This window comes from Streptomyces rimosus subsp. rimosus (genome assembly GCF_000720725.1).
GTDB classification, from domain to species: Bacteria; Actinomycetota; Actinomycetes; order Streptomycetales; family Streptomycetaceae; genus Streptomyces; species Streptomyces rimosus_A.
On sequence record NZ_JOCQ01000049.1, the window covers coordinates 1 to 26,304 of the forward strand.

General features: G+C 72.4%; 26 protein-coding genes. 9 read left to right on the forward strand and 17 right to left on the reverse strand.

The window, feature by feature from the left end; genetic code table 11:
- Nucleotides 1-275: 275 nt before the first annotated feature.
- Entirely contained in the window at nucleotides 276-1,031 is a 756-nt protein-coding gene (locus IH45_RS0124220; RefSeq protein WP_030672189.1) for an SDR family oxidoreductase, read from the reverse strand.
- An 80-nt stretch (nucleotides 1,032-1,111) separates the two neighbouring features.
- On the opposite strand from IH45_RS0124220, the gene IH45_RS0124225 reads away from it, so the two are divergent.
- Both IH45_RS0124225 and IH45_RS0124230 read left to right on the forward strand, forming a co-directional pair.
- Nucleotides 1,112-1,729, forward strand: a complete 618-nt coding sequence (locus IH45_RS0124225; protein ID WP_030672193.1) for a TetR/AcrR family transcriptional regulator — start codon at nucleotides 1,112-1,114, stop codon at nucleotides 1,727-1,729.
- Nucleotides 1,730-2,101: 372 nt separating this feature from the next.
- Complete coding sequence (locus IH45_RS0124230; protein ID WP_030672196.1) at nucleotides 2,102-3,571, forward strand: sensor histidine kinase; 1,470 nt, start codon at nucleotides 2,102-2,104, stop codon at nucleotides 3,569-3,571.
- 413 nt (nucleotides 3,572-3,984) lie between these two features.
- Here IH45_RS0124230 and IH45_RS0124235 read toward each other — a convergent pair whose 3' ends face one another.
- Together IH45_RS0124235 and IH45_RS0124240 are read right to left on the reverse strand one after the other, a co-directional pair.
- Nucleotides 3,985-4,242, reverse strand: coding sequence for a WhiB family transcriptional regulator (locus IH45_RS0124235; RefSeq protein WP_003983230.1), 258 nt, complete (start codon nucleotides 4,240-4,242; stop codon nucleotides 3,985-3,987).
- A gap of 320 nt (nucleotides 4,243-4,562) precedes the next feature.
- Nucleotides 4,563-5,531, reverse strand: a complete 969-nt coding sequence (locus IH45_RS0124240; RefSeq protein ID WP_030672198.1) for a diacylglycerol/lipid kinase family protein — start codon at nucleotides 5,529-5,531, stop codon at nucleotides 4,563-4,565.
- Nucleotides 5,532-5,614: 83 nt separating this feature from the next.
- On the opposite strand from IH45_RS0124240, the gene IH45_RS1000000145880 reads away from it, so the two are divergent.
- On the forward strand, nucleotides 5,615-6,214 hold the full coding sequence (locus IH45_RS1000000145880; RefSeq protein ID WP_078897754.1) for a hypothetical protein: 600 nt from the start codon (nucleotides 5,615-5,617) through the stop codon (nucleotides 6,212-6,214).
- Between the two features lie 183 nt (nucleotides 6,215-6,397).
- Here IH45_RS1000000145880 and IH45_RS0124250 read toward each other — a convergent pair whose 3' ends face one another.
- The 4 genes from IH45_RS0124250 to IH45_RS0124265 form a co-directional block, all read right to left on the reverse strand.
- A complete protein-coding gene (locus IH45_RS0124250) occupies nucleotides 6,398-7,333 on the reverse strand; it encodes an RNA polymerase sigma factor SigF (protein WP_003985354.1) in 936 nt (311 codons plus the stop codon).
- 43 nt (nucleotides 7,334-7,376) lie between these two features.
- On the reverse strand, nucleotides 7,377-7,790 hold the full coding sequence (locus tag IH45_RS0124255) for an ATP-binding protein (RefSeq protein ID WP_003985353.1): 414 nt from the start codon (nucleotides 7,788-7,790) through the stop codon (nucleotides 7,377-7,379).
- A 269-nt stretch (nucleotides 7,791-8,059) separates the two neighbouring features.
- Nucleotides 8,060-8,548, reverse strand: a complete 489-nt coding sequence (locus tag IH45_RS0124260; protein ID WP_030672203.1) for a GNAT family N-acetyltransferase — start codon at nucleotides 8,546-8,548, stop codon at nucleotides 8,060-8,062.
- 159 nt (nucleotides 8,549-8,707) lie between these two features.
- Nucleotides 8,708-8,968: a UBP-type zinc finger domain-containing protein gene (locus IH45_RS0124265; protein WP_030672206.1), complete on the reverse strand. Its 261-nt coding sequence runs from the start codon at nucleotides 8,966-8,968 to the stop codon at nucleotides 8,708-8,710.
- Nucleotides 8,969-9,072: 104 nt separating this feature from the next.
- Here IH45_RS0124265 and IH45_RS0124270 point away from each other — a divergent pair, with 104 nt between their 5' ends.
- Complete coding sequence (locus tag IH45_RS0124270) at nucleotides 9,073-10,677, forward strand: Na+/H+ antiporter (RefSeq protein ID WP_030672210.1); 1,605 nt, start codon at nucleotides 9,073-9,075, stop codon at nucleotides 10,675-10,677.
- Between the two features lie 65 nt (nucleotides 10,678-10,742).
- Here IH45_RS0124270 and IH45_RS0124275 read toward each other — a convergent pair whose 3' ends face one another.
- The 3 genes from IH45_RS0124275 to IH45_RS0124285 form a co-directional block, all read right to left on the reverse strand.
- Entirely contained in the window at nucleotides 10,743-11,663 is a 921-nt protein-coding gene (locus tag IH45_RS0124275) for a 1-aminocyclopropane-1-carboxylate deaminase/D-cysteine desulfhydrase (RefSeq protein WP_030672213.1), read from the reverse strand.
- A gap of 19 nt (nucleotides 11,664-11,682) precedes the next feature.
- Nucleotides 11,683-12,276, reverse strand: coding sequence for a peptidoglycan recognition protein family protein (locus IH45_RS0124280; protein ID WP_078897755.1), 594 nt, complete (start codon nucleotides 12,274-12,276; stop codon nucleotides 11,683-11,685).
- 156 nt (nucleotides 12,277-12,432) lie between these two features.
- A complete protein-coding gene (locus tag IH45_RS0124285; RefSeq protein WP_030672219.1) occupies nucleotides 12,433-12,666 on the reverse strand; it encodes a hypothetical protein in 234 nt (77 codons plus the stop codon).
- Between the two features lie 105 nt (nucleotides 12,667-12,771).
- On the opposite strand from IH45_RS0124285, the gene IH45_RS0124290 reads away from it, so the two are divergent.
- The 3 genes from IH45_RS0124290 (at nucleotide 12,772) to IH45_RS0124300 (ending at nucleotide 14,739) form a co-directional block, all read left to right on the forward strand.
- Entirely contained in the window at nucleotides 12,772-13,527 is a 756-nt protein-coding gene (locus IH45_RS0124290; RefSeq protein WP_234440649.1) for a helix-turn-helix domain-containing protein, read from the forward strand.
- Between the two features lie 10 nt (nucleotides 13,528-13,537).
- Nucleotides 13,538-14,449, forward strand: a complete 912-nt coding sequence (locus IH45_RS0124295) for a glutaminase (protein ID WP_030672225.1) — start codon at nucleotides 13,538-13,540, stop codon at nucleotides 14,447-14,449.
- A gap of 65 nt (nucleotides 14,450-14,514) precedes the next feature.
- Nucleotides 14,515-14,739, forward strand: coding sequence for a hypothetical protein (locus tag IH45_RS0124300; protein ID WP_030672228.1), 225 nt, complete (start codon nucleotides 14,515-14,517; stop codon nucleotides 14,737-14,739).
- A 107-nt stretch (nucleotides 14,740-14,846) separates the two neighbouring features.
- Here IH45_RS0124300 and IH45_RS0124305 read toward each other — a convergent pair whose 3' ends face one another.
- From IH45_RS0124305 to IH45_RS0124320, 4 genes are all read right to left on the reverse strand, one after another.
- The gene (locus IH45_RS0124305; RefSeq protein ID WP_030672231.1) at nucleotides 14,847-15,272 is read right to left on the reverse strand and encodes a VOC family protein; all 426 of its coding nucleotides are present in this window, start codon (nucleotides 15,270-15,272) and stop codon (nucleotides 14,847-14,849) included.
- 88 nt (nucleotides 15,273-15,360) lie between these two features.
- Entirely contained in the window at nucleotides 15,361-16,299 is a 939-nt protein-coding gene (locus IH45_RS0124310) for a beta-ketoacyl-ACP synthase III (protein WP_030672234.1), read from the reverse strand.
- A gap of 302 nt (nucleotides 16,300-16,601) precedes the next feature.
- Nucleotides 16,602-18,881, reverse strand: a complete 2,280-nt coding sequence (locus IH45_RS0124315; RefSeq protein ID WP_030672237.1) for a heavy metal translocating P-type ATPase — start codon at nucleotides 18,879-18,881, stop codon at nucleotides 16,602-16,604.
- 83 nt (nucleotides 18,882-18,964) lie between these two features.
- Entirely contained in the window at nucleotides 18,965-19,963 is a 999-nt protein-coding gene (locus tag IH45_RS0124320; protein WP_030672240.1) for a helix-turn-helix transcriptional regulator, read from the reverse strand.
- A gap of 172 nt (nucleotides 19,964-20,135) precedes the next feature.
- On the opposite strand from IH45_RS0124320, the gene IH45_RS0124325 reads away from it, so the two are divergent.
- The gene (locus tag IH45_RS0124325) at nucleotides 20,136-21,653 is read left to right on the forward strand and encodes an MFS transporter (protein WP_032918222.1); all 1,518 of its coding nucleotides are present in this window, start codon (nucleotides 20,136-20,138) and stop codon (nucleotides 21,651-21,653) included.
- A gap of 31 nt (nucleotides 21,654-21,684) precedes the next feature.
- Here IH45_RS0124325 and IH45_RS0124330 read toward each other — a convergent pair whose 3' ends face one another.
- A complete protein-coding gene (locus IH45_RS0124330) occupies nucleotides 21,685-22,269 on the reverse strand; it encodes a TetR/AcrR family transcriptional regulator (RefSeq protein ID WP_030672245.1) in 585 nt (194 codons plus the stop codon).
- Nucleotides 22,270-22,359: 90 nt separating this feature from the next.
- On the opposite strand from IH45_RS0124330, the gene IH45_RS0124335 reads away from it, so the two are divergent.
- Entirely contained in the window at nucleotides 22,360-23,733 is a 1,374-nt protein-coding gene (locus IH45_RS0124335; RefSeq protein WP_030672248.1) for an FAD-dependent monooxygenase, read from the forward strand.
- 21 nt (nucleotides 23,734-23,754) lie between these two features.
- Here IH45_RS0124335 and IH45_RS0124340 read toward each other — a convergent pair whose 3' ends face one another.
- Both IH45_RS0124340 and IH45_RS0124345 read right to left on the reverse strand, forming a co-directional pair.
- Nucleotides 23,755-24,885 carry a magnesium and cobalt transport protein CorA gene (locus IH45_RS0124340; RefSeq protein ID WP_078897759.1) on the reverse strand — a complete coding sequence of 377 codons (1,131 nt, stop codon included), beginning with the start codon at nucleotides 24,883-24,885 and terminating at the stop codon, nucleotides 23,755-23,757.
- Nucleotides 24,886-25,011: 126 nt separating this feature from the next.
- The gene (locus IH45_RS0124345; RefSeq protein WP_030672254.1) at nucleotides 25,012-26,301 is read right to left on the reverse strand and encodes a CynX/NimT family MFS transporter; all 1,290 of its coding nucleotides are present in this window, start codon (nucleotides 26,299-26,301) and stop codon (nucleotides 25,012-25,014) included.
- Nucleotides 26,302-26,304: the final 3 nt, after the last annotated feature.

Genomic DNA, 26,304 nt, shown 5'->3' on the forward strand with positions numbered 1-26,304 from the left:
TCACCTCGCAGCGACCCCCGCTCATGTCGCAGCAACGCCCCCTCACCTCGCAGCGCCCGCCGCTCAACCTCGCAGCGACGCCCCCACCTCGCAGCGCCCTCGGCTCAACCCCGCGGCAACGCCCTCACCTCGCAGCGCCCTCAGCTCAACCTCGCAGCGACGCCCCCACCCCGCAGTGCCCTCGGCTCAACCTCGCAGCGACGCCCGCTCACCTCGCAGCGCCCCCGGCTCAACCCCGCAGCAGCGCCCCCCACCCCTCAGCCACACCCCTCACCTCAAAGCAGCGCACCCCCGGTCGCATCAACCCACTGCCCCGTAACCCAGCGGCTGTCGTCCGAGGCCAGGAAGGCGGCGATGTCGCTGATGTCGCGGGGCTCGCCCACGCGGCCGAAGGGGGATATGTCCGAGGACGCCTGCCAGGCTTCGGAGTCGTTGCGGAGCCAGCTTGCGTTCATGTCGGTGTCGACCACGCCGGGGGCGACCGCGTTGACGGTGATGCCGCGGGGGGCCAGGGCCTTGGCGAGCGTTGAGGTGAAGGCGTCGATGGCGCCCTTGGTCATCGCGTAGGCGATCAGTTCGGGCATGGCGGCGCCGTGGGTGAGGCCCGTCGAGACGTTGATGACGCGGCCGCCGTCGCGCAGCCGCTCCAGGCCCAGCTGGGTGATGAAGAACGGGGCCTTCGTGTTGACCGCGAAGACGTGGTCGAAGTCTTCCTCCGTCGCGTGCTGGAGCGGTTCGCGCCGACCGGTCACGCCGGCGTTGTTCACCAGGATGTCCAGGCCGTCGGCCTGGGTGTCGAACGCCGACCACAGTGCGGCGGCGTCGCCCGGGACGCCCAGTTCGGCCTGGAGGGCGAAGGCCCGGCCGCCGGCCTCCTCGATCGCCGCCACCGTCTCCTTCGCGGCGGTCTCGTCGCGTCCGTAATGCACCGCGACCCGCGCGCCGTCCCGGCCCAGCCGCTCGGCGATCGCCCGGCCGATGCCCCTGCTGCCGCCCGTGACCAGCGCCGTCCTGCCCGTGAGCACGTCCATGACCGCGCCCCCCTTTCTGTATCGGTTGCTACAGAAAGACCGTAGCAGGCTTTCCGTAGCGGGCGCTATAGAATTCGAGGATGGCGACGAAACAGCGTGGGCGGCCCCGGTCCTTCGACCGGGAGACGGCTCTGGAGCAGGCGATGCGGGCCTTCTGGGAGCACGGCTACGAGGCGGTCTCCATCGCGGACCTGACCGATGCCATGGGCATCAGGGCGCCGAGCCTGTACGCGGCGTTCGGCGACAAGCGGACGCTCTTCGAGGAGGCGATCGAGGCGTATGTCCGGGACTTCGGCGCCTTCTCCGGCCGGGCCCTCGCCGAGGAGCCGACGGCGCGCCGGGCCGTGGCGCGGATGCTGCGCGAGGCGGCGGCCTTCCACACCCTGCCGGGCTATCCGCGTGGCTGCATGGTCATCACGGCCGCCACCAACTGCACGGCGCAGTCCGAGGACGTCATGCGCGGCCTCCAGGAGCGCCGCGCCGAGAACGTGGCGACGGTCGAGGCGCGGATACGGAGCGACATCGCGGCCGGTGAGCTGCCCGCCGACACCGACGCGCACGCACTCGCGACCTATAGCGGGGCCGTGCTCCAGGGCATGTCCCAGCAGGCCAGGGACGGTGCGGACCGTACGACGCTGGAGCGGGTGGCCGAGCTGGCGATGGCCGCCTGGCCCGCCGGGAAGGGCGAGGCCGCATAGGGGCCCAAACACCCGCGGGCCGCGGCGCCGGGACAGGACCCTCAACCTGTCCGGCACCGCAGCCCGGAGCTTCATCGGCCGGCCCGGCGGCGGCTTGCGCCCCACGTGCGGCAGGAACACACGCACGCCCGGAGGCCGGTCGATTTGAGGCCGTCGCGCAGTCAGGGCAGAGAGCGCTCGGGCCTCTATCCGCCCTCCTGTGCGGGGAGAGCGGAGGTTTCGGCGGTTCTTGGTGCGGTATCGCGGGCCTGGCGGCCGCCCTCGCGGGCTGCGATACCCAACTCATTGTGGACTAGACCATTTAGATCTGTCCATGCCCTTGCGAGGGCAACACCCCCACCGTACGCCGGTAGGCTCCAGGGCGTGCCCTCCATGAACGATCTCGTACGCCAGCACACCGCCCTCAGCGACTCCGACCTGGAATGGCTGCACCTGCTGGTGTCGGAGTGGCAGCTGCTCTCCGACCTCTCCTTCGCCGATCTCGTCCTGTGGGTCCCCACCCTCGACGGCACACGGTACGTGTCCGTCGCCCAGATGCGGCCCAACACCGGACCGACCTCCTATCAGGACGACATGGTCGGCCATCTCGTTCCGCGAGGCCGCCGGCCGATGCTCGACTCCGCCCTGGACGAGGGACGGATCGTACGCGAGGGCGACCCCGAGTGGCGCGAGGAGGTGCCCGTACGGGTCGAGTCGATCCCGGTGCGCCGGGAGGGCCGGGTACTGGGAGTGATCGCCCGGAACACCAATCTGCTGACCGTACGGACGCCGAGCCGACTGGAGCTCACCTACCTCCAGAGCGCCTCCGACCTTGCCCAGATGATCGCCGCAGGATCCTTTCCCTTCCCCGGGCAGCAGGTCGACATGGACGCCTCGCCGCGCGCCGGCGACGGGCTGATCAGGCTCGACGCGGACGGCGTCGTCCAGTACGCCAGCCCGAACGCGCTGTCCGCCTACCACCGCCTGGGCCTCGCCGCCGACCTCGTCGGCCACCACCTGGGCCGGACCACCGCCGAACTCGCGCCCGCGCGCGGCCCGGTGGACGAGGCGCTGGTGAAGCTGGCCAGCGGGTGGGCGCCGCGGGAGTTCGAGGTCGAGGGGGAGGACGGGGTGATCCAGCTGCGCGCCATCCCGCTCAAGCCCAAGGGCACGCACATCGGTTCGCTGGTCCTGCTGCGCGACGTCACCGAACTGCGGCGCCGTGAACGGGAGCTGATCACCAAGGACGCCACCATCCGGGAGATCCACCACCGGGTGAAGAACAACCTGCAGACCGTGGCCGCGCTGCTGCGCCTGCAGTCCCGGCGGATGGACTCCGAACAGGGGCGCGAGGCGCTCAACGAGGCGGTGCGCAGGGTCGGTTCGATCGCGATCGTGCACGAGACGCTGTCCCAGAACCTCGACGAGCGGGTGGAGTTCGACGAGATCGCGGACCGGGTGCTGGCGATGGTCGCGGAGATCGCGCCGGGCGCGGTGACCACCCGCCGCACCGGCCGCTTCGGGATACTCGACGCCGAGGTCGCCACCCCGCTCTCCATGGTCCTCACGGAGGTCCTGCAGAACGCCCTCGAACATGCCTTCGTCCCAGGGGACCAGGGGGCCGTCGAGGTCGGCGCGGTGCGCGGCGGCAGCCGCACGGAGCCCCGCCTGCTGGTCACCGTCCAGGACAACGGCCGCGGCCTGCCGGACGGGTTCGATCCGCACCGGGCCGGGAACCTCGGGCTGCAAATCGTACGCACGCTGGTGGAGGGCGAGTTGGGCGGAAAGTTCGACATGGTGCCCGGCGCCGAACGGGGCACTCAGGTGATTCTCGACATTCCCGTACGGGCGGAGAAGCACTGATGAAGCCGCCGCCCATCAAGTGAGCGGCGATCGGAAGGAATTCGGGAAGGAATACCGGAGAGAAGTCCGCGCCGACCACCCGGGTCGCCCAACTGCCGCACAGCAGATCGACGTAACGAAAGAGTGACGGCAATGGCGGCGAATGGACAACGGTGTGGCAGAGCTGTGCATTTCGCGTGGGAGGGGTGCGCGATGTGGGCCGGTGGTGGACAGGTCCGGACCTAGAGGCGAGGACCGTGGGTCCGGGGGTGCGGACGGACCGGCCGGTGGTGCGGACAGCAGTAAGCCCCGGACCCATCTGGTCCGGGGCTCAAAGCTCACATTGCGTGGGGGGCTCCCAGGCGCTCGGGGCGCTGGGGGAGCGGTGGGGGTACTGCGCGCTGCGGCTCGGGGGCCACGGGGGGCGTCTGCGGTCAGGCGCTGGCGTTGCGCGCCCGGTTGCGAGCTGCACGGCGCTTCATGGCGCGGCGCTCGTCCTCGCTGAGGCCACCCCAGACGCCGGAGTCCTGGCCGGACTCCAGCGCCCACTGCAGGCACTGCTCCATGACGGGGCAGCGGCGGCAGACGGCCTTGGCTTCCTCGATCTGCAGCAGCGCAGGACCGGTGTTGCCGATGGGGAAGAAGAGCTCGGGGTCTTCCTCGCGGCAAACGGCGCGGTGACGCCAGTCCATGGCTGCTCCATCTCCTCGTGTGACGGGATCGTTGCTTGTGAATGTGAACGCTTTCACGAATCCCTCCACAAGGGAAGGGCCGAACCCCAGTTGAGAACTGGTGCGGTCCTGAGAATGAGGAGGGGGATTCGGGCTCTCAAGGGGGCCGGAAGAAACGGCCGTCCCGATCGCCATGAAGAGAGTCGCAAACCTCGGCGGCGGATACAACCCCTTCCGGAAACTTTTTTTTGATTCCTTGGTGTCGCCTAGGTCACAGCCGTACTTCTAGGGGGTGGAAGTCAGCCTAAACGTTCGACTGAAAGGACTTTAGGCCCTACTGCTCACACAATCACACGCAGTGCACGGCGAACGCCTGTGAACGTCACGCTCGTACGGAGTCCCAGGTGGTCGCCGTCCATCTGAAAGGGCAGTGGAGCCTGGGAATGCAAGGTGAAGTCCGTCAAGTCATGGAGCGAGACCACATGCTTGCCACGGGGGCCGCGCTCCGGTGTTGACGCCAGGAGCTGGGTCGCGTAGCGCGTCACCGCGGTCGCGGAGAGTTTCGACAGGGCGAAGACGTCCAGGGCCGTGTCGAAGGACGCCGCGGGCGCCGGGTAGACCGGGCGGTTGCCCAGGTAGGTCCAGGGGGCGGTGTTGCAGATTATCGACATGACCAGGTGTTCCACCGGGTCCTCGCCCGGCCGCTCCAGGGTGATCGTGCCGTGCCGGCGGTTCGACTCGCCGACGTACTGCCGCAGCACCTGCCGCATGTAGAGCGAGTGCGTCGAACGCTTGCCGCGCTCCCGCTGCTGTTCGACCCGCCCGACCACTCCCGCGTCGAAGCCGAACCCCGCGCAGAAGGTGAACCAGCGGGCCGGTACGCCCTCGTCGTCAGTACCCGGGGTGCCTGCCGCCAGGCCCAGGCCCACCGTGCGCTCGCTGCCGTCACGCAGCGCGTCCAGGAGGGCACCGGTCGCCTCGACCACGTCGTTCGGCAGGCCCAGGGCGCGGGCGAAGACATTGGTGGAGCCGCCGGGGACGACGGCGAGGCGGGGCAGGGCGTCGGGGTCGGGGCCGTGCGTGAGCAGACCGTTGACGACCTCGTTGACCGTGCCGTCGCCGCCGAGCGCCACGACCAGCTCGATCTGACCGCCCTCCGCGGCCTGCCGGGCCAGGTCGCGGGCGTGCCCCCGGTACTGCGTCTCGGCGACCTCCAGCTTCAGATCGCTGGCCAGCGCGTGGGTGAGCACTTCACGCGTGCGCGCACTGGTGGTGGTAGCTGCGGGGTTGACCACGAGAAGTGCGCGCATGTGATGCAGGGTACCTACTTGCCGGTACCCGACCCCACTCCCTGCCCACCGTGGGGAGGGTGCCCCGGGGCTACCCTGCAGGGGTGAGCAGCAAGCAGAAGCGCCCCGCGCCCAAGGCGGCCCGGCCCACCCGGCCGGCCGGGGCGACGCGGGGCAGCAAGCCGGACGGAACGGACGTACGGGCCGGGGGCGCGAAGGGCGCCTCGTCCGCCGGGGGAGCCCGGACGGGCACCGGCGGCAAGAAGGCGGCGGCCGGGCCGGGCAAGGCCGCCGACGCCGCTGCCGGACCGAGCGGGCCCCGGCCCGGCCGGATCAGCGCCGCCGCGGTGCTCACCGCCGTCGAAGGCCTGGCACTGGCCGCGCTCGGCGTCTACATGCTCGTCGTGGGCCTGGCCGGCTCGCCCGACAGCCCCCGGCAGGCGGAGATGGGCGGCCTGACCGTGCTGGCGCTGGCGGCGCTGCCGCTGGTCGCGGCGCGCGGTCTGTGGCTGCGCCGCCGCTGGAGCCGCGGGCCCTCGCTGATCACCCAGATCGTGGCGTTCCCGGTGGCCTGGACGCTGGTGAACGGCGGCGGCGCACTGATCGCCGCCGGCATCGGCCTGGCGGTGGCCGCCATCGCGGTCCTCGCCCTGCTGGTGAACCCGACGGCCACGGAGGCGCTGGGGATCGCGCCGCGGGACTGAGCCAACGGGGTGCTCGTCCCTACCTCATCCGTACGGGGTACGAAGGCGTGAGCCGCGGCCGTACGGTCGGTGCGCGGTCGTACGGGCGGTACGTACGCCGCCGGGCTTCCGTCGGGCGGCCGACGTACGGCGCCCCGGGCTCCTGACGAGACCGGGGCGGTGGCCGACGACGGTGAAGCCCGCTCACTCCTCCACGAGGAGCTTGTCGCGGAGCTGGGCCAGGGTGCGGGCCAGCAGGCGGGAGACGTGCATCTGCGAGATGCCGACCTCCTGGGCGATCTGCGACTGGGTCATGTTGCCGAAGAAGCGCAGCAGGAGGATCTTCTTCTCGCGCGGCGGCAGGTCCTCCAGCAGCGGCTTGAGGGATTCGCGGTACTCGACGCCCTCCAGCGCCTCGTCCTCGGCGCCCAGGGTGTCGGCGACGGCCGGCGACTCGTCGTCGGTGTCCGGCACGTCCAGGGACAGGGTGCTGTACGCGTTCGCCGACTCCAGGCCCTCCAGGACCTCTTCCTCGGAGATCGCGAGGTGCTCGGCGAGCTCGTGGACCGTGGGGGCGCGGCCGTGGCGCTGGGAGAGCTCGGCGGTCGCGGTGGTCAGCGACAGCCGCAGCTCCTGGAGGCGGCGGGGCACGCGGACCGCCCAGCCCTTGTCGCGGAAGTGCCGCTTGATCTCGCCGACGACGGTGGGCGTGGCATACGTGGAGAACTCCACGCCGCGGTCCGGGTCGAAGCGGTCCACGGACTTGATCAGGCCGATGGTGGCGACCTGGGTCAGGTCGTCCAGCGGCTCGCCGCGGTTGCGGAAGCGCCGGGCCAGGTGCTCGACCAGCGGCAGGTGCATGCGCACGAGCGCGTTGCGCAGTTCGGCGCGCTCCGCCGAGCCGTCGGGCAGCTTGCGCAGCTCGTAGAACATCGCCCGCGCGCCGCTGCGGTCATGGGGGTCGTGAGGGTCATGAGGGTGGTGCGGGGTGTGCGGATCGCGCTCGTTCCGCCTGTGCTCGCTCTGGTCCATGTGGTCCGCCCGCTCTGCCTGCTCCGCGTCCAACCGGCCGCCGTGGTCATCCGCGCCCACCGGTTGCGGCCGGGCATGCTGCTCGGGGATGGCCACACCGGGCGCCATCCGCGTGCCGCGTTCAAGATCCTTCACGGGGCCCCCTGTTCGGTCATGACGGTCCGGGACCGGCGCCGCGCTCCTTGTACAGGCTGATCGTGACCGTCCGGTCCTCCGCGACGGTGGAGTCGACCTTGCCGGCCAGCGCGGAGAGCACCGTCCAGGCGAAGGTGTCGCGCTCGGGGGCGCGGCCGTCGGTCGTCGGGGCCGAGACGGTCACCTGGAGCGCGTCGTCGATCAGGCGGAAGACGCAGCTCAGTACGGAGCCCGGCACGGCCTGTTGCAGAAGAATCGCGCACGCTTCGTCCACGGCGATGCGCAGATCCTCGATCTCGTCGAGGGTGAAGTCCAAGCGGGCTGCGAGGCCGGCCGTGGCCGTACGCAGCACCGACAGGTAGGCACCCGCAGCGGGCAGCCGGACTTCCACGAAGTCCTGGGTCCCGGGCTCGCCTGCGATCTGGGACACCCTCACCTCCAAGGTGACACAAGCTGGTTGAGCTGATATTCGCGCCGGTCGCGGCCCCTCTCGTACGGAGAGGGGAACGCTCCGGCGCGGCACGTGGTTCGCCTGCGACGCTATCGCGATCTGCGGGGCGATGTCGCCCGGAAGAGGCAGGGCCGACCTCCGGCACGACGGCTGTACTCGCAGCGTCCCGCAGTCCTACGACTGTCACTCATTGTAAGCCTACGGGTACGGACAGTGGCTAGGGGTCTGCACTGCCAAATCGAAGCTGATTACGCTGCGTTGACGTTCGAGACGCCCGCAAGGTTGTGCAGTGCATCTCCAGTGAGCCGGAAGACGGTCCATCCGTCCATGGGTTCCGCGCCGATCGACCGGTAAAAACCGATGGACGGTTCGTTCCAATCCAGGACTGACCACTCGAAACGTTCGTAGCCGCGCTCCACGCATATCTCCGCGAGGGCCGCCAGCAGCGCCTTGCCGTGGCCGCCGCCGCGGGCTCCGGGGCGGACGTAGAGATCTTCGAGATAGACACCGTGCGTGCCCGTCCACGTGGAGAAGTTGCGGAACCACAGGGCGAAGCCGACCGGGGCCCCGGCGTCCTCGGCGATGAGCGCGAACGCCGCCGGATGCTCGCCGAAGAGCGCCTCGCGCAGCTGCGCCTCGGTGGCCCGCGCGGACTCCGGCTCGCGCTCGTACGCGGCCAGCTCGCGGATCATCGTGTGGATGACGGGTACGTCGTCGACCGTCGCGGTGCGGATCATGCCTGAAGGCTAGCGGGCGGCACCGACAATCGGCCGCGGGGCCCGGGAATCGGCCCGGAGACCGGCCGGGAGCCCCGTCCGGAGCCCCTTCCGGCATCCTTCCCGGACACCTCTTTGTCCGGCTTCCGGCGCCTTCGTCGGACGAGCATCCCGTCTTCGTCAGACGAGCATCTCGTCGACGAAGCACCACCGCCAGGACTCGCCCGGCTCGTACGAGCGCATCACCGCGTGGCCGGTCGCCTCGTAGTGGCCCGTGGCGTGCCGGTACGGCGAGGAGTCGCAGCAGCCGACGTGTCCGCACTCCAGGCACAGTCGCAGCTGTACGGGGTGGCTGCCGACCGCCAGGCACTCGGGGCAGGTGTCGGTCAGCGGGGCGGGCTCGGGGCGCGGCAGTTCGGGAACATGCGGGCACTCGCTCATGATTGCCAGGTTAGATCGCACCAGCGGGTACGGCACGGGTGGCCGCCGCGGTGACCGGGCGGCGCGGGCCGGCCCGGCGGGACGGGACAGGACGGACGAGGCCGATGGACGTGATGCCACTTCTGCTGCTGGTCGCGGGAAGCGCGGCGGTCGCCGGGGCCGCGCGGCGCACGCCCGTGCCCGTGCCGCTGCTGCTGGTCGCCGCCGGGCTGGCCGCCGCGTACATCCCCGGCGTACCGGACTACACCCTCGATCCGCACATCGTGCTGCCGCTGCTGCTGCCCCCGCTGCTGCACACCGCCGCGCTGGAGAGCTCCTACCTGGACCTGCGGGCCAACCTGCGGCCGGTGGCGCTGCTGTCCGTCGGCTACGTGCTCTTCGCGACGGTCGTCGTCGGGTACGTCGCGTACCTGATGATCCCGGACCTGCCGCTGGCGGCGGCGCTCGTGCTGGGCGCGGTGGTCGCGCCGCCGGACGCGGTCGCCGCCACCGCCATCGCCCGCAGGCTGGGCCTGCCGAGCCGGATCACGACGATCCTCCAGGGCGAGTCGCTGGTCAACGACGCCACCGCGATCACCGCGTACAAGGTGGCGGTGGCCGCGGCCGTCGGAGCGGGCGCGACCTGGACCGACGGCATCCGGGAGTTCGCGGTCGCCGCGCTGGGCGGCATCGGGGTCGGGGTGGTGCTGATGATCCCGCTGCACTGGCTGCGCTGCCGGCTGCGGGACGCGCCGCTGCTGGAGAACACCCTGTCGCTGCTCATCCCGTTCGTGGCCTACCAGGTGGCGGAGGAATTCGGGGCGTCCGGAGTGCTGGCGGTCGTGGTGGTCGCGCTCTACCTGGGGCACCGGTCGTGGCAGGTCGACTTCGAGACGCGGCTCCAGGAGGAGGCCGTGTGGAAGATGGTCTCCTTCGTGCTGGAGTCGTCGGTGTTCGCGCTGATCGGCCTGCAACTGCCGGTGGTGCTGCGCGGGCTGGGCGAGTTCGGCGGCGGGGAGGCGGTCTGGTACGCGGCCATAGTGTTCGTGGTGGTGGTGCTCGCGCGCTTCGTGTGGGTCTTCCCCGCGACGTTCGTGCCGCGGGTGCTGTCGGAACGCATCCGCACCCGCGAGCCCGGTACGAACTGGAAGGCACCCGTGATCGTCGGCTGGGCCGGGATGCGGGGCGTGGTCTCGCTGGCGATCGCGTTCTCCATCCCGATGACCGTCCACGGCTCCGACGAGGGCTTTCCGGCCCGCAACCTGGTGCTCTTCCTGACCTTCACGACGGTCATCGGCACGCTCGTCGTGCAGGGGCTGACGCTGCCGCCGCTGATCCGCGCGCTGCGGCTGCCGCAGCGGGACGTACGGGCCGAGACCCTGGCCGAGGCGCAGGCGCAGAACGAGGCGTCGCGGGCCGCCGAACAGCGGCTCGACGAGATGCTGGAGGACCCGCGCAACGCGCTCCCCGGCCCGCTGGCCGACCGGCTGCGCACCGTACTGGAACGGCGGCGCAATGCCGTGTGGGAGCGGCTAGGGACGGTCAACGAGGTGACGGGGGAGTCGGCGGACGACACGTACCGGCGGCTGGCGCGGGAAATGATCGACGCCGAGCGCAAGGTGTTCGTCCGGATGCGGGACGAGCGGCGGATCGACGACGAGATGATGCGGGTGCTGCTGAAGCGGCTGGACCTGGAGGAGGCGGCGGCGTACCGGGAGGGGGCCGACTAAGGGGCGGGGCTCGTCCGCGGTGCCGCACGGCCCCGCCGGGTGTGCCCCTCAGGGCGCGTCTGCTCTCAAGGCGCGCCCGTGATCACGGCGGTGACCGTCGTACCGGGGCGGAAGGCCCCTTCCCCGGTCAGGGTGGTCAGGCCCAGGAGGAGCTTCGCCACGTAAAGGCGCTCCACCGGGACGCCGTGGCGGGCCTCGAAGTCCGCGGCGAAAGCGTCCAGTTCGGGGGTGCGGCGGGCGTACCCGCCGCAGTGGAAGCGGGCGTCCAGGTCCCAGGTGCCGCGCCGGCCGCCGAAGGCCGCGTGCTGGAGGCGTTCGGTGTCCGCGGCGAGGAAGTGCGGGGCGCCGCCCTTGAGGACGGGGATGCCGAGGGCCCGCTGATCCGGCGCCAGGCCCGCGGCCAGGCCCGCCAGGGTGCCGCCGGTTCCGCAGGCGACGGCGGCGACGTCGGTCTCGCCGCGCAGCTCCCGGCCCAGCGCCGTACAGCCCTGGGCGGCGAGCGCGTTGCTGCCGCCCTCCGGGACCACGTAGTGCGGGCCGAAACGTTCGCGCAGCGCCTCGGCGACCTCCGGGTCGGCCTTGCGGCGGTACATGGCCCGGTCGACGAAGTGCAGCCGCATGCCGTCGGCGGCGCAGCGCTCCAGGGACGGGTTCAGCGGCTTGTCCGCCAGCTCCGCGCCCCGTATGACGCCGATCGTCGCGAAGCCCAGCAGACGGCCGGCCGCGGCGGTGGCCCGCAGGTGGTTCGAATAGGCGCCGCCGAACGTGAGCAGCGTGCGCTCCCCGGCCCCGGCGGCCGCCCGCAGGTTCGGCTCCAGCTTGCGCCACTTGTTGCCGGGCAGCTCGGGATCTATCAGATCGTCCCGTTTGAGGAGCAGCCGCACACCGCGGCGCGCGAACCGCTCGTCCTCGATCCGCTGGAGCGGGGACGGCAGCCGCGGCCGCAGTGCGGCGAGTCCGGGGGCGGGGGTGGTCACGCGACCCATTGTCGCGTGCCGGCGGGACCTACTTCAGCCGGGCGCCGACGCGGGCCCGCATGTCCTTCATCGTGAAACCCTTCGGGTCTATCTTGTCGGCGCGCCACTCCAGGTGGCCGATGACCGAGTACTCGTTCCAGCCATGGACGCGGCACAGCGCGGCGGCGGCCTTCTCGATGGCCTCCAGCTGGGCCTCGGGCCAGGGGTCCTTGCCGTCGCCCAGGTTCTCGCACTCGAAGCCGTAGAAGTGGATGTTGCCGTCGGCGTTGTACTGGTTGGTGGGGGGCAGCTGCTTCTTCTCGGCGATCACGGCGTTCAGGACGTCCCGGTCGCCGCTGCCCGCGTGGTTGGCGCGGCCGCAGCCGACCAGGTGGACCCGGCCGTCCTTGGTGATCACACCGTGGCACAGCGGGCCGGGCAGTGCCGGGCTGCCGTCGTAGCACAGCCGGACCGTCTCCTCGGTCCCGGACGTGACGGTGTGGTGGATCACCACACCGTGCACCGGTCCCCAGGCGCCGTGGCCTTCGCGGTTGTGCGTGCGCCACTCGCCGACCTCGACGACCTCCAGACCTTCGTCTCTGAGGGCTTTGAGGAAGGTGTCCGCGGACATGGGTGGGGCCATGGCCGACTCCGTTCGGTGCGCGGCGGCCGCCGACCGCGCACCGCCTCGTAAAACGCTTGTACTGGAACGTCAGGTCCCAGACCAGCCGTTCGTCGCGTGTACGAGCGGGTGAGCGAGCGGTTTCAGCCGCTTTCCACCACTTTTTCCCGTGCCTTTTCAGCCGCGCAGGAAGCCGTCGCCGTGGGTGGCGATATGGGCTTCCAGCGCGCTCAGCGCTTCCTGGGTGGCCTGATCGGAGCCGCTGCCGCGGCGCTCGGCGTAGTAGGCCGCGCCCAGCTTCTTCAGCAGGTCGTTGCCCGCCCGCTGCTGCTGGACCTCGTCGACCTTCTGCTTGCCCTGGTTCAGCGCGCTCTGAGCCTGCTCCTTGGCGCGGTCGAGAAAGCCTGCCATTGCTGCCTCCGTGGGGTCGGGGGAGGGGCGTACGGCCCGCCGTTCACGGGCTGTACCCGATCAACGGACCGGACGTTACCCGCGTTCCCGTGCCAGGCTGGGGAGGTGGGCACGGACGGGGACGATGGTGTGCGCCGGGGTGCGGACGGGGCGCGCGGTGAGTACCGCGAGCGGGTCTCGCGGCTGTCCGGCGCGGTCGTCTGGGCGAAGCGGACGCCCGACGGCGTACGGGAGGCGCCGCAGCGGGTGCTGCCCGACGGCTGCACGGACCTGCTGTGGATGGACGGCAGGCTGACCGTGGCCGGCCCGGACACCACCGCCCACATCCCGGCCGTCCGGCCCGGCTCGCTCGTCGTCGGACTGCGCTTCGCCCCTGGTCAGGGGCCCGCCGTCATCGGTGTGCCGGCGCACGTACTGCGTGACCGGCGGGTGCCGCTGGAGGAGCTGTGGCCCCGGGACCGGGTGGCGCGGCTGGCCGGGACGCTGGCCGGGAACCGATCACCCGGAAGAGTGCTGGAGGAGATCGCCGTGGACCGGCTGCGGGCGGCGGACGACCCGCCAGATCCGGCGCGCGGCATGATCGCCGCCGCGCTCGCCGGCGGTCGCTCGGTGGCGGAGGTCGCCCGGACTGTCGGTGTCGGCGAGCGGCAGCTGCACCGCCGGTGCCTGACGGCGTTCGGGTACGGGCCCAAGACGCTGGGCCGGGTGCTGCGCCTGGTGCGCGCGCTGGAGCTGGCCCGTGGCGGCATGCCGTACGCGGACGTGGCGGCCCGCGCCGGGTACGCGGACCAGGCGCACCTGGCGCGCGAGGTGAAGGCGCTGACAGGGGTCCCGCTGGGGGCGCTGGTGGCCTCGGGTTAGCGTGTCCGTCATGGACTACCAGGCCGTTCTTGAGGAGGTAGCGGCCTTTGCGAGGCCGTATGTCGGACATGGGCAGGTTGCCGACTACATACCGGCGCTGGAAAAGGTGCCGATGGGCCGCTTCGGCATGGCGGTCGCCGACATCAACGGCGAGGTCCACGGGGTGGGGGACTGGGAGGTCCCGTTCTCCGTACAGTCCATATCCAAGGCGTTCTCACTGGCGCTGGTCATGGCCAACGACAACGACGACATCTGGAAGAGGGTCGGCCGTGAGCCGTCGGGCACCCCGTTCAATTCGCTCGTGCAACTGGAGTGGGAGAACGGCGTCCCGCGCAACCCCTTCATCAACGCGGGCGCGCTGGTCGTCACCGACCGCCTCCAGACGCTGACCGGCGACGCCAGCACCACGATGCTGCACTTCCTGCGCGAGGAGAGCGGCAACCCGGACCTCGCCTTCGACCAGGCCGTGGCCGACTCCGAGGCCGACCACGGCGACCGCAACGCGGCGCTCGCGCACTTCATGGCGAGCTTCGGCAACCTGGAGAACCCGGTCCCCAGCGTCATCGAGCACTACTTCTGGCAGTGCTCGATCGAGATGAGCTGCCGCGACCTGGCGGCGGCCGGCGGGTTCCTGGCCCGGCACGGGCTGCGCGCGGACGGCAGCCGCCTGCTGGAGGCGCGCGAGGCCAAGCGGATCAACGCGGTGATGCTGACCTGCGGCACGTACGACGCGGCCGGGGAGTTCGCCTACCGGGTCGGGCTGCCCGCCAAGAGCGGCGTCGGCGGCGGCATCGTGGCGGTCGTGCCGGGGCGCTGCACGCTGTGCGTGTGGAGTCCCGGGCTGGACAGCCGGGGCAACTCGGTGGCGGGCGCGGCGGCGCTGGACCACTTCACCACGCTGACCGGCTGGTCGGTGTTCTGAGCGGGCCGCCGGGTGGCGGCCGGCCCCCTCGCGGGCGCATCGTGGGGGCGAGGAGGTGTGGCGCCATGGAGCACGAGATGCGCGCGGAGTACGCGGACGGCGGCTCGCCGCGGGAGCCGGACGCCCCGGTCAGGATCTGGCACATGGTGCGGTTGGACGGCACCCGGTCCATGTGCGGACGTGAACTGCAACCGGATGCGGCGGTGCAGTCCGCGGACGTGTGGGGTACGTCCGCGGCCGAACCGTTCTGCCACTCGTGCGGGGCGTTGTACCTGCGGGAAGTGCCGTAGCGGCGGGAGCCAGGACGGTACGGAGGCGCCGCGCACCACGCGTGCACCACGGCGCCCCGCCCCGTAGGCCTACGCCCGCCCCGTACGTCCAAGCCTGCTCCGCACGCCTACGCCCGCGCCGCGAACAGATCCACCCCGTGCCCGTCCGGATCCCGGACCACCGCGTACCGCTGCCCCCAGTCCGCGTCCCACGGAGCCTTCTCCCCGGCGTACCCGGCGCCGGTCAGCTCCGCGTAGACCTTGTCGACCTCTGCCGGGTCCGCGCACTCGAACGCCAGGCCCGTCGCGGCGCCGCCGGCCGGCGGCGTCCACCCGGGGTCGATGGAGCGCGCGGTCTCGTACGTGTCCCACATCAGGCGCAGCCCGCCGGGGAGCGTCGCCTCGGCGTGCGGGGCGGTGTCGGCCTCCGCCGGGACCGTCAGGCCCAGGCGGCGGTAGAAGGCGAGCGAGGCCGCCATGTCGGCGACGACCATGCCGATCGCGGCGAGGTGCGGGGTGATGGTGCCGGTCGTGGGCTGCGTTTCGTTGCTCATGCGGTGAGCGTAGGCAGCGCGCCCGGGCCGGGTCTTGAAGAAATCGGACGCGGCCGGAAGGCGGCGCGGTCACGTTCCGGGAGCCCCCTCAAGGGCACCGGATCACCTGCCCCGCATACGACAGGTTGCCGCCGAACCCGAAGAGCAGCACCGGGGCGCCGGACGGGACCTCCCGCCGCTCCACCAGCTTGGACAGGGCCAGCGGCACGGACGCGGCCGAGGTGTTGCCGGACTCGACGACATCGCGCGCGATCACCGCGTTGACCGCGCCGATGCGCTCCGCCAGCGGCTCGATCAGCCGCAGGTTGGCCTGGTGCAGCACGACCCCGGCCAGGTCCGCCGGCGCGATGCCGGAGCGTTCGCACACCTGGCGGGCGATGGCCGGCAGGCGGGTGGTGGCCCAGCGGTAGACGGCCTGGCCCTGCTGGGCGAAGCGGGGCGGGCTGCCCTCGATACGGACGGCGTCGCCCATCTCGGGGACCGAGCCCCACAGCACCGGGCCGATCTCCGGTTCCGGCGCTGCCGTGACGACCGCGGCGCCCGCCCCGTCCCCGACGAGTACGCAGGTGGAACGGTCCGTCCAGTCCACCACGTCGGTGAACTTCTCGGCCCCGACGACCAGCGCGTTGACCGCCGACCCGGCCCGTATGGCGTGGTCGGCGGTGGCCAGCGCGTGGGTGAAACCGGCGCAGACGACGTTGATGTCCATGGCGGCGGGCGACGGCAGGCCGAGCCGGGCGGCGACCCGGGCTGCGGTGTTCGGGCTGCGGTCGACGGCCGTGCAGGTGGCCACCAGGACGAGGTCGATGTCCTGGGCCGTCAGGCCGCTCGCGGCCAGCGCCTTGGCCGCAGCGGCGGCGGCCATCGCGTCCACGGTCTCGTCGGGGGCCGCGACGTGCCGGGTGCGGATGCCGACGCGGCTGCTGATCCACGCGTCGTCGGTGTCGACGAGCTTCGCGAGATCGTCGTTGGTCAGTACCCGGGAGGGCTGGTAGTGGCCGAGGGCCAGGACGCGTGCGCCCGTCATGGAGTCCCCTGTGCGTGTGCGGACGGTATCCGTTCAGTGTTGGGGGCACGGCTCCCGGGCGGCGTTGCGTGATACGCCAATCTTCGGGGGTGTCTTCTGGAGGGAATGTCACGTACCGCTCGGGGCGGGCGCTTCCGGCGGCCCCGTACGGTGACGTGATTCCGCGCACGCCACCGGCATCCCGCGCAGGTCACCGGCCCCGTACGCCACCGGCCCCGTACGCCGCCGGCCCGGTACGCCACCGGCCCGGTCCCGCCGGCGATGTGCCGTCGGAACCGGGCCGGAGGCCGGGGCGTCCCCGCTCAGCCGAGCGGCTTGAAGCGCCGCAGCCGGAGGCTGTTGGCCACCACGAAGACCGAGGAGAAGGCCATCGCGGCCCCGGCGATCATCGGGTTGAGCATCCCGGCCGCGGCCAGCGGCAGCGCGGCGACGTTGTAGCCGAAGGCCCAGAAGAGGTTGGCCTTGATGGTGCCGAGGGTGCGGCGGGCGAGGCGGATGGCGTCCGCGGCGGCGCGCAGGTCGCCCCGTACCAGCGTCAGGTCGCCGACCTCGATGGCGGCGTCCGTGCCGGTGCCCATCGCCAGCCCCAGATCGGCCTGGGCCAGCGCCGCCGCGTCGTTGACGCCGTCGCCGACCATGGCCACCGACTTCCCCTCCGCCTGGAGGGCCTTGACCACCGAGACCTTGTCCTCGGGCAGCACGTCGGCGATCACATGCTCCGCCTCTATGCCGACCTCGGCGGCCACCGAGCGGGCGACGGCCGCGTTGTCGCCGGTCAGCAGCACCGGGGTGAGTCCGAGGGCGCGCAGCCGGCGGATCGCCTCGGCGCTGGTGGGCTTGACCGCGTCGGCGACGACGAGCACGGCCCGCGCCTCTCCGTCCCAGGCCACGGCGACCGCCGTGTGCCCGGCGTCCTCGGCGGCGGTCTTCGCGTCGGCCAGCGCGGCGGGCAGCTCGATCGCCCACTCGGAGAGGAGCGACGTACGGCCGACGAGGACGGCGTGGCCCTCGACGACGCCCTGGACACCGCGGCCGGGTACGTTCGCGAAGTCCTCGGGGACCGGCAGCTCACCCGTACGCTCGGCCGCCGCGGTGGCGATGGCACGGGCGATGGGGTGCTCGGAGGAGTGCTCCAGGGCACCGGCCAGGCGCAGCGCCCCGTCCTCGGACACGCCGTCGGCGAGGTGGACGCCGGTGAGCGTCATCGCGCCGGTGGTGACGGTGCCGGTCTTGTCCAGGACGACGGTGTCCACGCGGCGGGTGGTCTCCAGGACCTCCGGCCCCTTGATCAGGATGCCCAGCTGGGCGCCGCGGCCGGTGCCGACCATGAGCGCGGTCGGGGTGGCCAGGCCCAGCGCGCAGGGGCAGGCGATGATCAGTACGGCGACGGCGGCGGTGAACGCGGCGACCGCGCCCGCGCCCGTGACGAGCCAGTAGCCCAGCGTCCCGAGGGCCAGCGTGATGACGACCGGGACGAAGACCGCGGAGATCCGGTCGGCCAGCCGCTGGGCGGCGGCCTTGCCGTTCTGCGCGTCCTCGACCAGCCGCGCCATCCGGGCCAGCTGGGTGTCCGCGCCGACCCGGGTGGCCTCGACGACGATCCGGCCGCCCGCGTTGACGGTGGCGCCGGTGACCTGGTCGCCGGGGGCGACCTCGACGGGCACCGACTCGCCGGTGAGCATCGAGGCGTCGACCGCGGAGGAGCCGTCCACGACCGTGCCGTCGGTGGCGATCTTCTCTCCCGGGCGGACCACGAAGCGGTCGCCCACGGCCAGCTCGGCGACCGGTACGCGGACCTCGCGCCCGTCCCGCAGCACCGCGACGTCCTTGGCGCCCAGCTCCAGCAGCGCCTTCAGCGCGGCCCCGGCCCGGCGCTTGGAGCGGGCCTCGAAATAGCGCCCGGCCAGGATGAAGGCGGTGACGCCGGCCGCGGCCTCCAGGTAGATGTTGCCGCTGCCGTCGCTGCGCGCGATGGTCAGCTCGAACGGGTGGGTCATACCGGGCATCCCGGCGTCGCCGAAGAACAGCGCCCACAGGGACCAGCCGAGCGCGGCCAGGGTGCCCATGGAGATCAGGGTGTCCATCGTGGCGGCGCCGTGCCGCAGGTTGGTCCAGGCGGCCTTGTGGAACGGCCAGGCGCCGTACGCCACGACGGGCGCCGCCAGCGTCAGCGACAGCCACTGCCAGTTGGTGAACTGGAGCGCCGGGACCATCGCCATCAGGATCACCGGTACGGCCAGGACCACCGAGACGGTCAGCCGCTGCCGCAGCGGGGCGAGGGCGTCGGCGCCCGGCTCCGGAGGCGGGGCCGCCGCCCCGGGCTCGGACGGCGGCGGGGCGGGGGCCGGCGGTTCCGGTACGGCGGCGGTGTAGCCGGTCCTCTCGACGGTGGCGATCAGGTCCGCGACGCCGATGCCCGCGCTTTCCTCGTAGGTGACCTGTGCCTTCTCCGTCGCGTAGTTGACGGTGGCGGTGACGCCGTCCATCCGGTTGAGCTTCTTCTCGACGCGGGCGGCGCAGGAGGCGCAGGTCATGCCGCCGATCTCCAGCTCGATGCGGTGTCCGTCGACGGTGGTGGTCATGGCTGCTCCTTCGGGGGCGGGGGGACAGCGGGGCACCGCTGTCGTCCACTGCCTGGACTGTATACCCCTAGGGGGTATGTGCGCTACCCCTCCCGGGTATGGGGTGCCGTCGCCGCGCCCTCCCCCTCGGTCGCCCGCAGCACCCGCCCGCCCAGCTGCCGCAGATGTGCCACCAGCTCCGCCGGTTCGTGCACCGTGAACTCGTGGCCCAGCATCGCCAGCCGGTACGCCGTCCACTCCAGGGGGTCGGGCCGGGTGCGCAGGCGGCAGGAGCCCTCGTCGAGCGGCTCCACCTCGGCCGCCGCGTTCCCCATCAGGGCGGCGACCTCCTCGGCGGGCGCGTACACCGTGGCCACCGCGGTGACACCGGCCGCCGCCAGGCTCCGCAGCTGCCCCTTCACGTACGCCGCGGCGTCCTCGGCGGGCAGGGCGCGCGGCGGCGTCCGTACCCCCGTGGGGTAGGGGTCGGACAGCCGGTCGACCCGGAAGATCCGCCAGTCCTCGCGCTCGTTGTCGTACGCCACCAGGTACCAGCGGCGCCCGGCCGCGACCAGCCGGTGCGGCTCGGCCAGCCGCTTGGAGCGGACGCCGTCGCCCGCCCGGTAGGAGAACCGCACCCGCTCCTGGTTGGCGATCGCCGCGGCCAGCGCGGTCAGATGGGCCGGATCGACGGTCGGGCCGTCCCCGGAGGGCATCGGTACGGTGGCGGTGCCGAGCGTGCCGACCCGCCGCCGCAGCCGGGACGGCAGCACCTGCTCCAGCTTGGCGAGGGCGCGTACGGACGCCTCCTCGATGCCGTCGACGGTGTGCCCGGCCGCCGAGCGCAGGCCGACGGCGATGGCCACCGCCTCTTCGTCGTCCAGCAGCAGCGGGGGCAGCGCGGTGCCCGCGGCGAGCCGGTAGCCGCCCTCCGCGCCCATCGTGGCGTGCACCGGATAGCCGAGTTCGCGCAGCCGCTCGATGTCACGGCGGATGGTGCGCGTGGTGACCCTCAGGCGCCCGGCGAGTTCGCTGCCGGGCCATTCGCGGGGGGTCTGGAGCAGGGACAGCAGATTCAGCAGACGGGCCGAGGTTTCACTCATGCCCTGCATGATGGCCGACGAAGTAGGACCGGGTCTGTCCTAGAGGGACCCTAGTGTTCTGGTGTGCAGCAACCGCGGTACCCGAAGGGTGCCCCGCCGCATCTGCCGCATCTGCCGTCCGCCGCCCAGCCGCGGACACCCCGGAAACCCCCAGGCCCCAGGAGACAGCGCCATGCCCACCCCGCCCACGCCCGCCCCCGGCCCGACCGGCCGCAGACGCTGGATCGCGCTGGCCGTCGTCCTGACCGCCGCCTTCATGGACCTGGTGGACGCGACCATCGTCAACATCGCCATCCCCAGCATCCAGCGGGACACCGGCGCGTCGTTCGGCGCGATCCAGTGGATCACCGCCGGCTATGCGCTCGCCTTCGCCGTCGGCCTGATCACCGGCGGCCGGCTCGGCGACATCCACGGGCGCCGCCGCCTCTTCCTGCTCGGCATGGGCGGCTTCACCGCCGCCTCCGCGCTCTGCGGGCTCGCCGCCGACCCGCAGATGCTGATCGCGGCCCGGGTCCTCCAGGGGGCGATGGCCGCGCTGATGGTGCCGCAGGTGCTGGCGATCATCCATGTGACCTTTCCCCCGCACGAGCGCGGCAAGGTCTTCGGGATGTTCGGCGCCGTCGTCGGCCTGGGCGCGGTGTGCGGCCCGCTGATCGGCGCGCTGCTGACGCAGTGGGACCTCCTCGGCCTCCAGTGGCGGCCGATCTTCCTGATCAACCTGCCGGTCGGCGTCGCCGGCATCCTCCTCGGCCGCCGCTTCATCGCCGAGTCCCGCGCCCCCAAGGCGCTGCGCCTGGACCTCGTCGGCATGGTCCTGGCCGCGCTCGCCCTCCTGATGGTGCTCTATCCGCTCACCCAGGGCCGCGAACTGGGCTGGCCCGTCTGGGGCTTCGTGTCGATGGCCGCCAGTCCGCTCGTCTTCACCGTCTTCGTACGGTACGAGCGCGCCAAGGCCCGCAAGGACGGCTCGCCGCTCGTCGAACTCTCCCTGTTCAAGCTCCGCACGTTCGCCGCGGGCACCGGCGTCCAGCTCACCTTCGGCGCGCTCTCCGGCCTGTTCTTCCTGGTCTGGACGCTGTGCATGCAGCTCGGCCTGGGCTGGGGCCCGCTGCACGCCGGGCTGACCGGAATCCCGTTCTCGCTGGCCTGCTCGGCGGCGGCCGGCATCTCCGTACAGAAGCTGGTGCCGCGCTTCGGGCGCAAGGTGCTGCAGGCCGGGGCGCTGATCATGCTGGCCGGTGCGCTGCTCTACATAGCGGAGGCCGGACGGTACGGCACGGAGCTGACGTCCTGGCAGATGGTGCCCGCGATGCTGCTGATGGGCGGCGGCATGGGCCTGATCGTCGCCCCGATCACCGACGCGGCCATCTCCGAGGTCCCGGCCGAGCACTCCGGATCGGCGTCCGGCATCTTCAACACCACCAGCCAGCTGGGCATGGCGCTCGGCCTCGGGCTGTCCTCGGTCGCCTTCTTCGGCGTCCTCGACGACGCGGCGGGCGGGGACCCGCGGGCCGCGGTCATCGATGCCACGGTCACCTCGCTGTGGTGGGTGGCGGCCGGGCTGGCGGTCATCTTCCTGCTGCTGTTCCTGCTGCCGGGGAAAGCCCGTACGGGCGGGGGAGCGGACCGGTCCGCCGCCCCCGCGGACGAGCACCACGTCCCCGATGCGGACCGCGCCCTGGTCCACTGACAGGAGTGACCGGACTGCCCGCCGCGGCGCGCTACGCCCGTGGCGGGTAGTCCCTGCCGTTCAGCGCGCGGTAGATGAACCGGGTGGCCACCTCGACGGCCTCCGCCTCGGGCAGCTCGGGCAGCAGCTGCGTGGGGGCTTCCATCATCGCGCTCATCAGCGTCAGCGTGGTTTCGACGGACGCCGGCAGGTTTTGTACGTGCGCCAGGTGGTCGGCCAGGTCTTCGAGCTGCGCGCGGCGGAACTGTTCGAGGGTGCGCGCGAAGTCCTCGCTGACCAGCGCCGCCTGGCGCAGCGCGAGCATGGTCGGCGCGTGCTCCCGGTGCACGCGCCAGTAGGCGGCCACGTGGTAGCGGATCGCCTCCGGGTCGGTGAAGTCCGACTTGTGCTCATCGGTGACCGCGTAGCGGTCGCTCGCCGCGGCCAGCTCGTCCAGCAGCGCCTTGAGCAGCTCTTCCTTGCCCGCGAAGTGGTTGTAGAAGGAGCCCGCCGCCCGCCCGGCCTCCGCCGTGATGTCGGTGACCTTCGTGTTCAGGTAGCCGCGGGTCGCGAACAGGCGCTTGGCCGCCTCGATCAGCGCCGCCCTCGTCTCGCTCGCCTGCTCCGCGCGCTTCACGTGTCCTCCCGCTTCCTTGACAGCGCACGCTAGCAGCCCTCACGATGAATCTAAGTTCAGTGAATCGAGTTTCAGTGAGAGGGGTTCGTCATGCGGGTACTCGTCGTGGGCGGGGGACCGACCGGACTGACGCTGGGCATCGAGCTGGCCCGGCGCGGCGTCGGGGTACGGGTCGTCGACAAGGCGACCGCGTACTTCGACGGTTCGCGCGGGGACGGCATCCAGCCGCGCACGCTGGAGGTCTTCGACGACCTCGGCGTGCTGGACGCCGTACGGGCGGCCGGGGCGCTGCCGGGACCGCTCCGCGTACACCTCGACGGCCGTTTCGTGGGCGAGCACTGGATGGCCGAGCCGCGCGACCCCCGCCCGGACGTCCCGTACCCGAACGGCTGGGTGCTGGGCCAGTCGCAGACCGAGGGGATCCTGCGGGACCGGCTGGGGGAGTTCGGCGTACGCGTCGAGCTGGGCACCGAACTGACCGGCCTGGCGCAGGACGCGGACGGTGTGACCGCGCGGTTCGCCGACGGGGAGGAGGACCGGTTCGACTACCTGGTGGGGGCCGACGGCGGCGCCAGCCGCGTCCGCAAGGCGATCGGCGTGGCGTTCCCAGGCGTCACCGACGAGTCCTTCCGGGTGCTGGTCGGCGACGTGAGCGCGCCGGGCCTCGACCCCGCGACCGGCCACTGGTTCGCCGCCGAGGGCGAGATGATGAAGGGCGTCGCGCTGACCCCGCTGCCGGGCACCGGGCGCTTCCAGCTGATCACGCCGCTCGGGGACGGCGACGACGCCTCACTGGAGACGATGCAGGCCGCGCTCGACCGGTTCGCGTCCGGGGTGCGCCTGACCGGACACGGCTGGTCGACGGTGTGGCGGCCGAACGTACGGCTCGCCGAGCGGTACCGCGTGGGGCGGGTCTTCCTGGCCGGTGACGCCGCGCACGTCCACCCGCCGACCGGCGGGCAGGGCATGAACACGGGCGTGCAGGACGCGTACAACCTGGGCTGGAAGCTGGCCGCGGAGACCGCGCTCGACACCTACGAGACCGAGCGGCGGGCGGTCGCGGCGCGGGTGCTCGGCGTGAGCACCGACCTGCTGGACAAGTACGTGGCGGGCCACCCGGACGCGCACAAGCGCGGCGAAGAGGGCTTCGGCCTCGACATCACCTACCGCGCCCCGGACGCCACCGGCCTTCTCGTCACCGGCGACCGCGCCCCGGACGCCCCGCTGCTCGACGCGGACGGCAAGAGCGTCCGCCTCTTCGACCTCTTCCGCGGCCCGCACTTCACCCGGCTGGCCTTCGGGACACCCGCTCCGGACGAGGAGCACGCGTACGCGGTGCTGCGCCCCGGCGACGCGCCCGGCCACGGGCGGTACGTCACCGACGCCGAGGGCCACGCCTTCGCGGCCTACGCGGCGGAGCCGGGCGACACCTTCCTGATCCGCCCGGACGGCCATCTCGGCTGAGCGGCGGCGTCCCCGGGGGTCCTACAGCCACCCGTTGCGCTTGAACCCCCGGTGGATGAGGAAGCACAGCGTGAGCGTGACGGCCATGACCAGCGGATAGCCGAACGTCCAGTGTTTCTCCGGCATGTGCTCGAAGTTCATGCCGTAGATCCCGCACACCATGGTCGGCACGGCGAGGATCGCCACCCAGGCGCTGATCCGCCGCATGTCCTCGTTCTGCGCCACGGTCACCTGCGCGAGGTGCGCCTGGAGTATGGAGTTGAGCAGTTCGTCGAAGGCCGTGATCTGCTCGGTCACCCGCTCCAGGTGGTCCGACACGTCCCGGAAGTACGTGGTGATGTGCGGGTCCACCAGCGCCATCGGCCGGGTGGCCAGCGCGTGCAGCGGGCCGCCCAGCGGCGCCACCGCCCGCTTCAGCTCCAGCAGTTCGCGCTTGAGCTGGTAGATCCGGCCCGCGCCGGTGCCGGAGCCCTTGGCCCCACCGCGGCGTTCCCCGCTTCCCGTACGGCGCGGGCTCTCGGCGAAGACCTCGCTCTCGACGTCGTCGATGTCGTCCTGCACGGCGGCGGCGACGTCCAGATAGTCGTCCACGACCAGGTCGGCGATGGCGTGCAGCACCGCCGACGGGCCGACGGCCAGCTGCTCCGGCTCGGACTCCAGCTGCTCGCGCAGCGGGCCGAGCGAGCCGTGGCCGCCGTGCCGGACCGTGATCACGAAGTCGGCGCCGGTGAAGACCATGATCTCGCCGGTGTCCACCACCTCGCTGGTCTCGGTGAGCCGGTCGTGCTCCACGTAGCAGACCGTCTTGAACACCGTGAACAGCGAGCTGTCGTAGCGCTCCAGCTTCGGCCGCTGGTGCGCGTGCACCGCGTCCTCGACGGCGAGCGGGTGCAGCCCGAACAGCTCGGCGATGCCGGCGAACTCCTGCTCCGACGGCTCGTGCAGGCCGATCCACACGAAGCCGTCCTTCGACTCCCGGACCCGGCGGACCGCGTCCTCGGCCGGGTGGTCGCCGGGCTGGCGCACGCCCTTCTCGTAGACCGCGCAGTTCACCACGGCGGTGCCCAGCGGCGAGCGCGCCGGGTGGCTGAGGTCGACACCGCGGCGCCGCTGCTGCGGCAGCCGGACCGCTTTACGGAGGTTGCTGATCACCGACACGGGACCCAGTATGGCCCGCCCGTCCGGGGGAACGGGAGGCGCGGCGCTACCCGCGCGCCCCGACCCGTACGTACACAAACCCGGCTGTGTACGGAGTTCAGTGCCCGTTGTGTACGGAGTTCAGCGGCCCGCGACGTGCCGGGGCCGGGCCGCGCCCAGCCCCATCGCCACCTGCGGGACCAGCAGGGCCAGCAGCACGGTCACCGGCACCGTCCAGCCGCCCGAGGCGTCGTGCACGGCGCCCAGCACCGCGGGCCCGGTGGCCGCCAGGATGTAGCCGAAGCACTGGGCCATGCTGGACAGCTGCGCGGTGTGCCGGATGTCCGGGGCGCGCTGCACGATGAACAGCAGGGCCAGGCTGATGGCCGCGCCCTGGCCCAGGCCCAGCAGCGTCATCCACACGTACGCGCCGCCGGCCGGCGCGGCCAGCATCCCGGCGAACCCGGCCGCGCAGAGCACCGCGCCGAGCGTGGACAGTACGCCCGCCGGCAGCCGCCGCCCGACGATCACCGGTGCCAGGAACGAGCCCGCGATGCCCAGCAACGAGGAGAACGACAGCATCCAGCCCGCGTCGCCCGCGCTCATCCCGGCGTCGGTGAGCATGGTCGGCAGCCAGGCCGCCGCCGCGTAGTAGCTGAGCGACTGCAGGCCCATGTACGCGGTGACCTGCCAGGCCAGCGGGGAGCGCCACAGGCCGCGCACCGGGTGGGCGGCCTCGCGGGCGGTGGCCGCGGCGGTACGCGTACGGCTGCGGGTCTGCGGCAGCCACACCACCAGCGCGACGACCGCCAGCGAACCCCAGCACGCCAGCGTGGCCTGCCAGCTCAGCCCGGCCGCGCGCTGCACCGGCACGGTGACCCCGGCCGCCAGCGCCGCGCCGCCGAACAGCGACATGGAGTACAGCCCGGTCATCAGCCCGGACCGGGCCGCGAAATCGCGCTTGATCAGGCCCGGCAGCAGGACGTTGGCGACGGCTATGCCCGCGCCGATGACGATCGTCCCGGCGAACAGCGCGACCACCGAGTCCAGCAGCCGCAGCGCGGTGCCCGCGCAGATCAGCGCCATGGTGCCGAGCAGCGAGCGCTCCATGCCGAAGCGGCGGCCGAGGCGCGGCGCGACCGGCGCCAGCAGGCCGAAGCAGAGCAGCGGCAGCGCGGTCAGCAGGCTGGTGGCCGCGGCGGACATCCCGCTCTCGTCGCGGATGGTGTTGGCCAGCGGGGACACGGCGACCAGGGCGGGGCGCAGGTTGAGCGCGAGGAGGACGACGCCGGCGCCCAGGTAGAGGGCGCGGCGTCCGGCGGCGCCCGGCGGCGGGGTGGGCGGGGCGGTGTCCCCGGCGGGCGCGTCCGGCCGCGCGGCGCCGCCGGTGCCGGGCGCGCTCAAGGTGGCGGCCGGTCCGTCGTCTTGCATGGT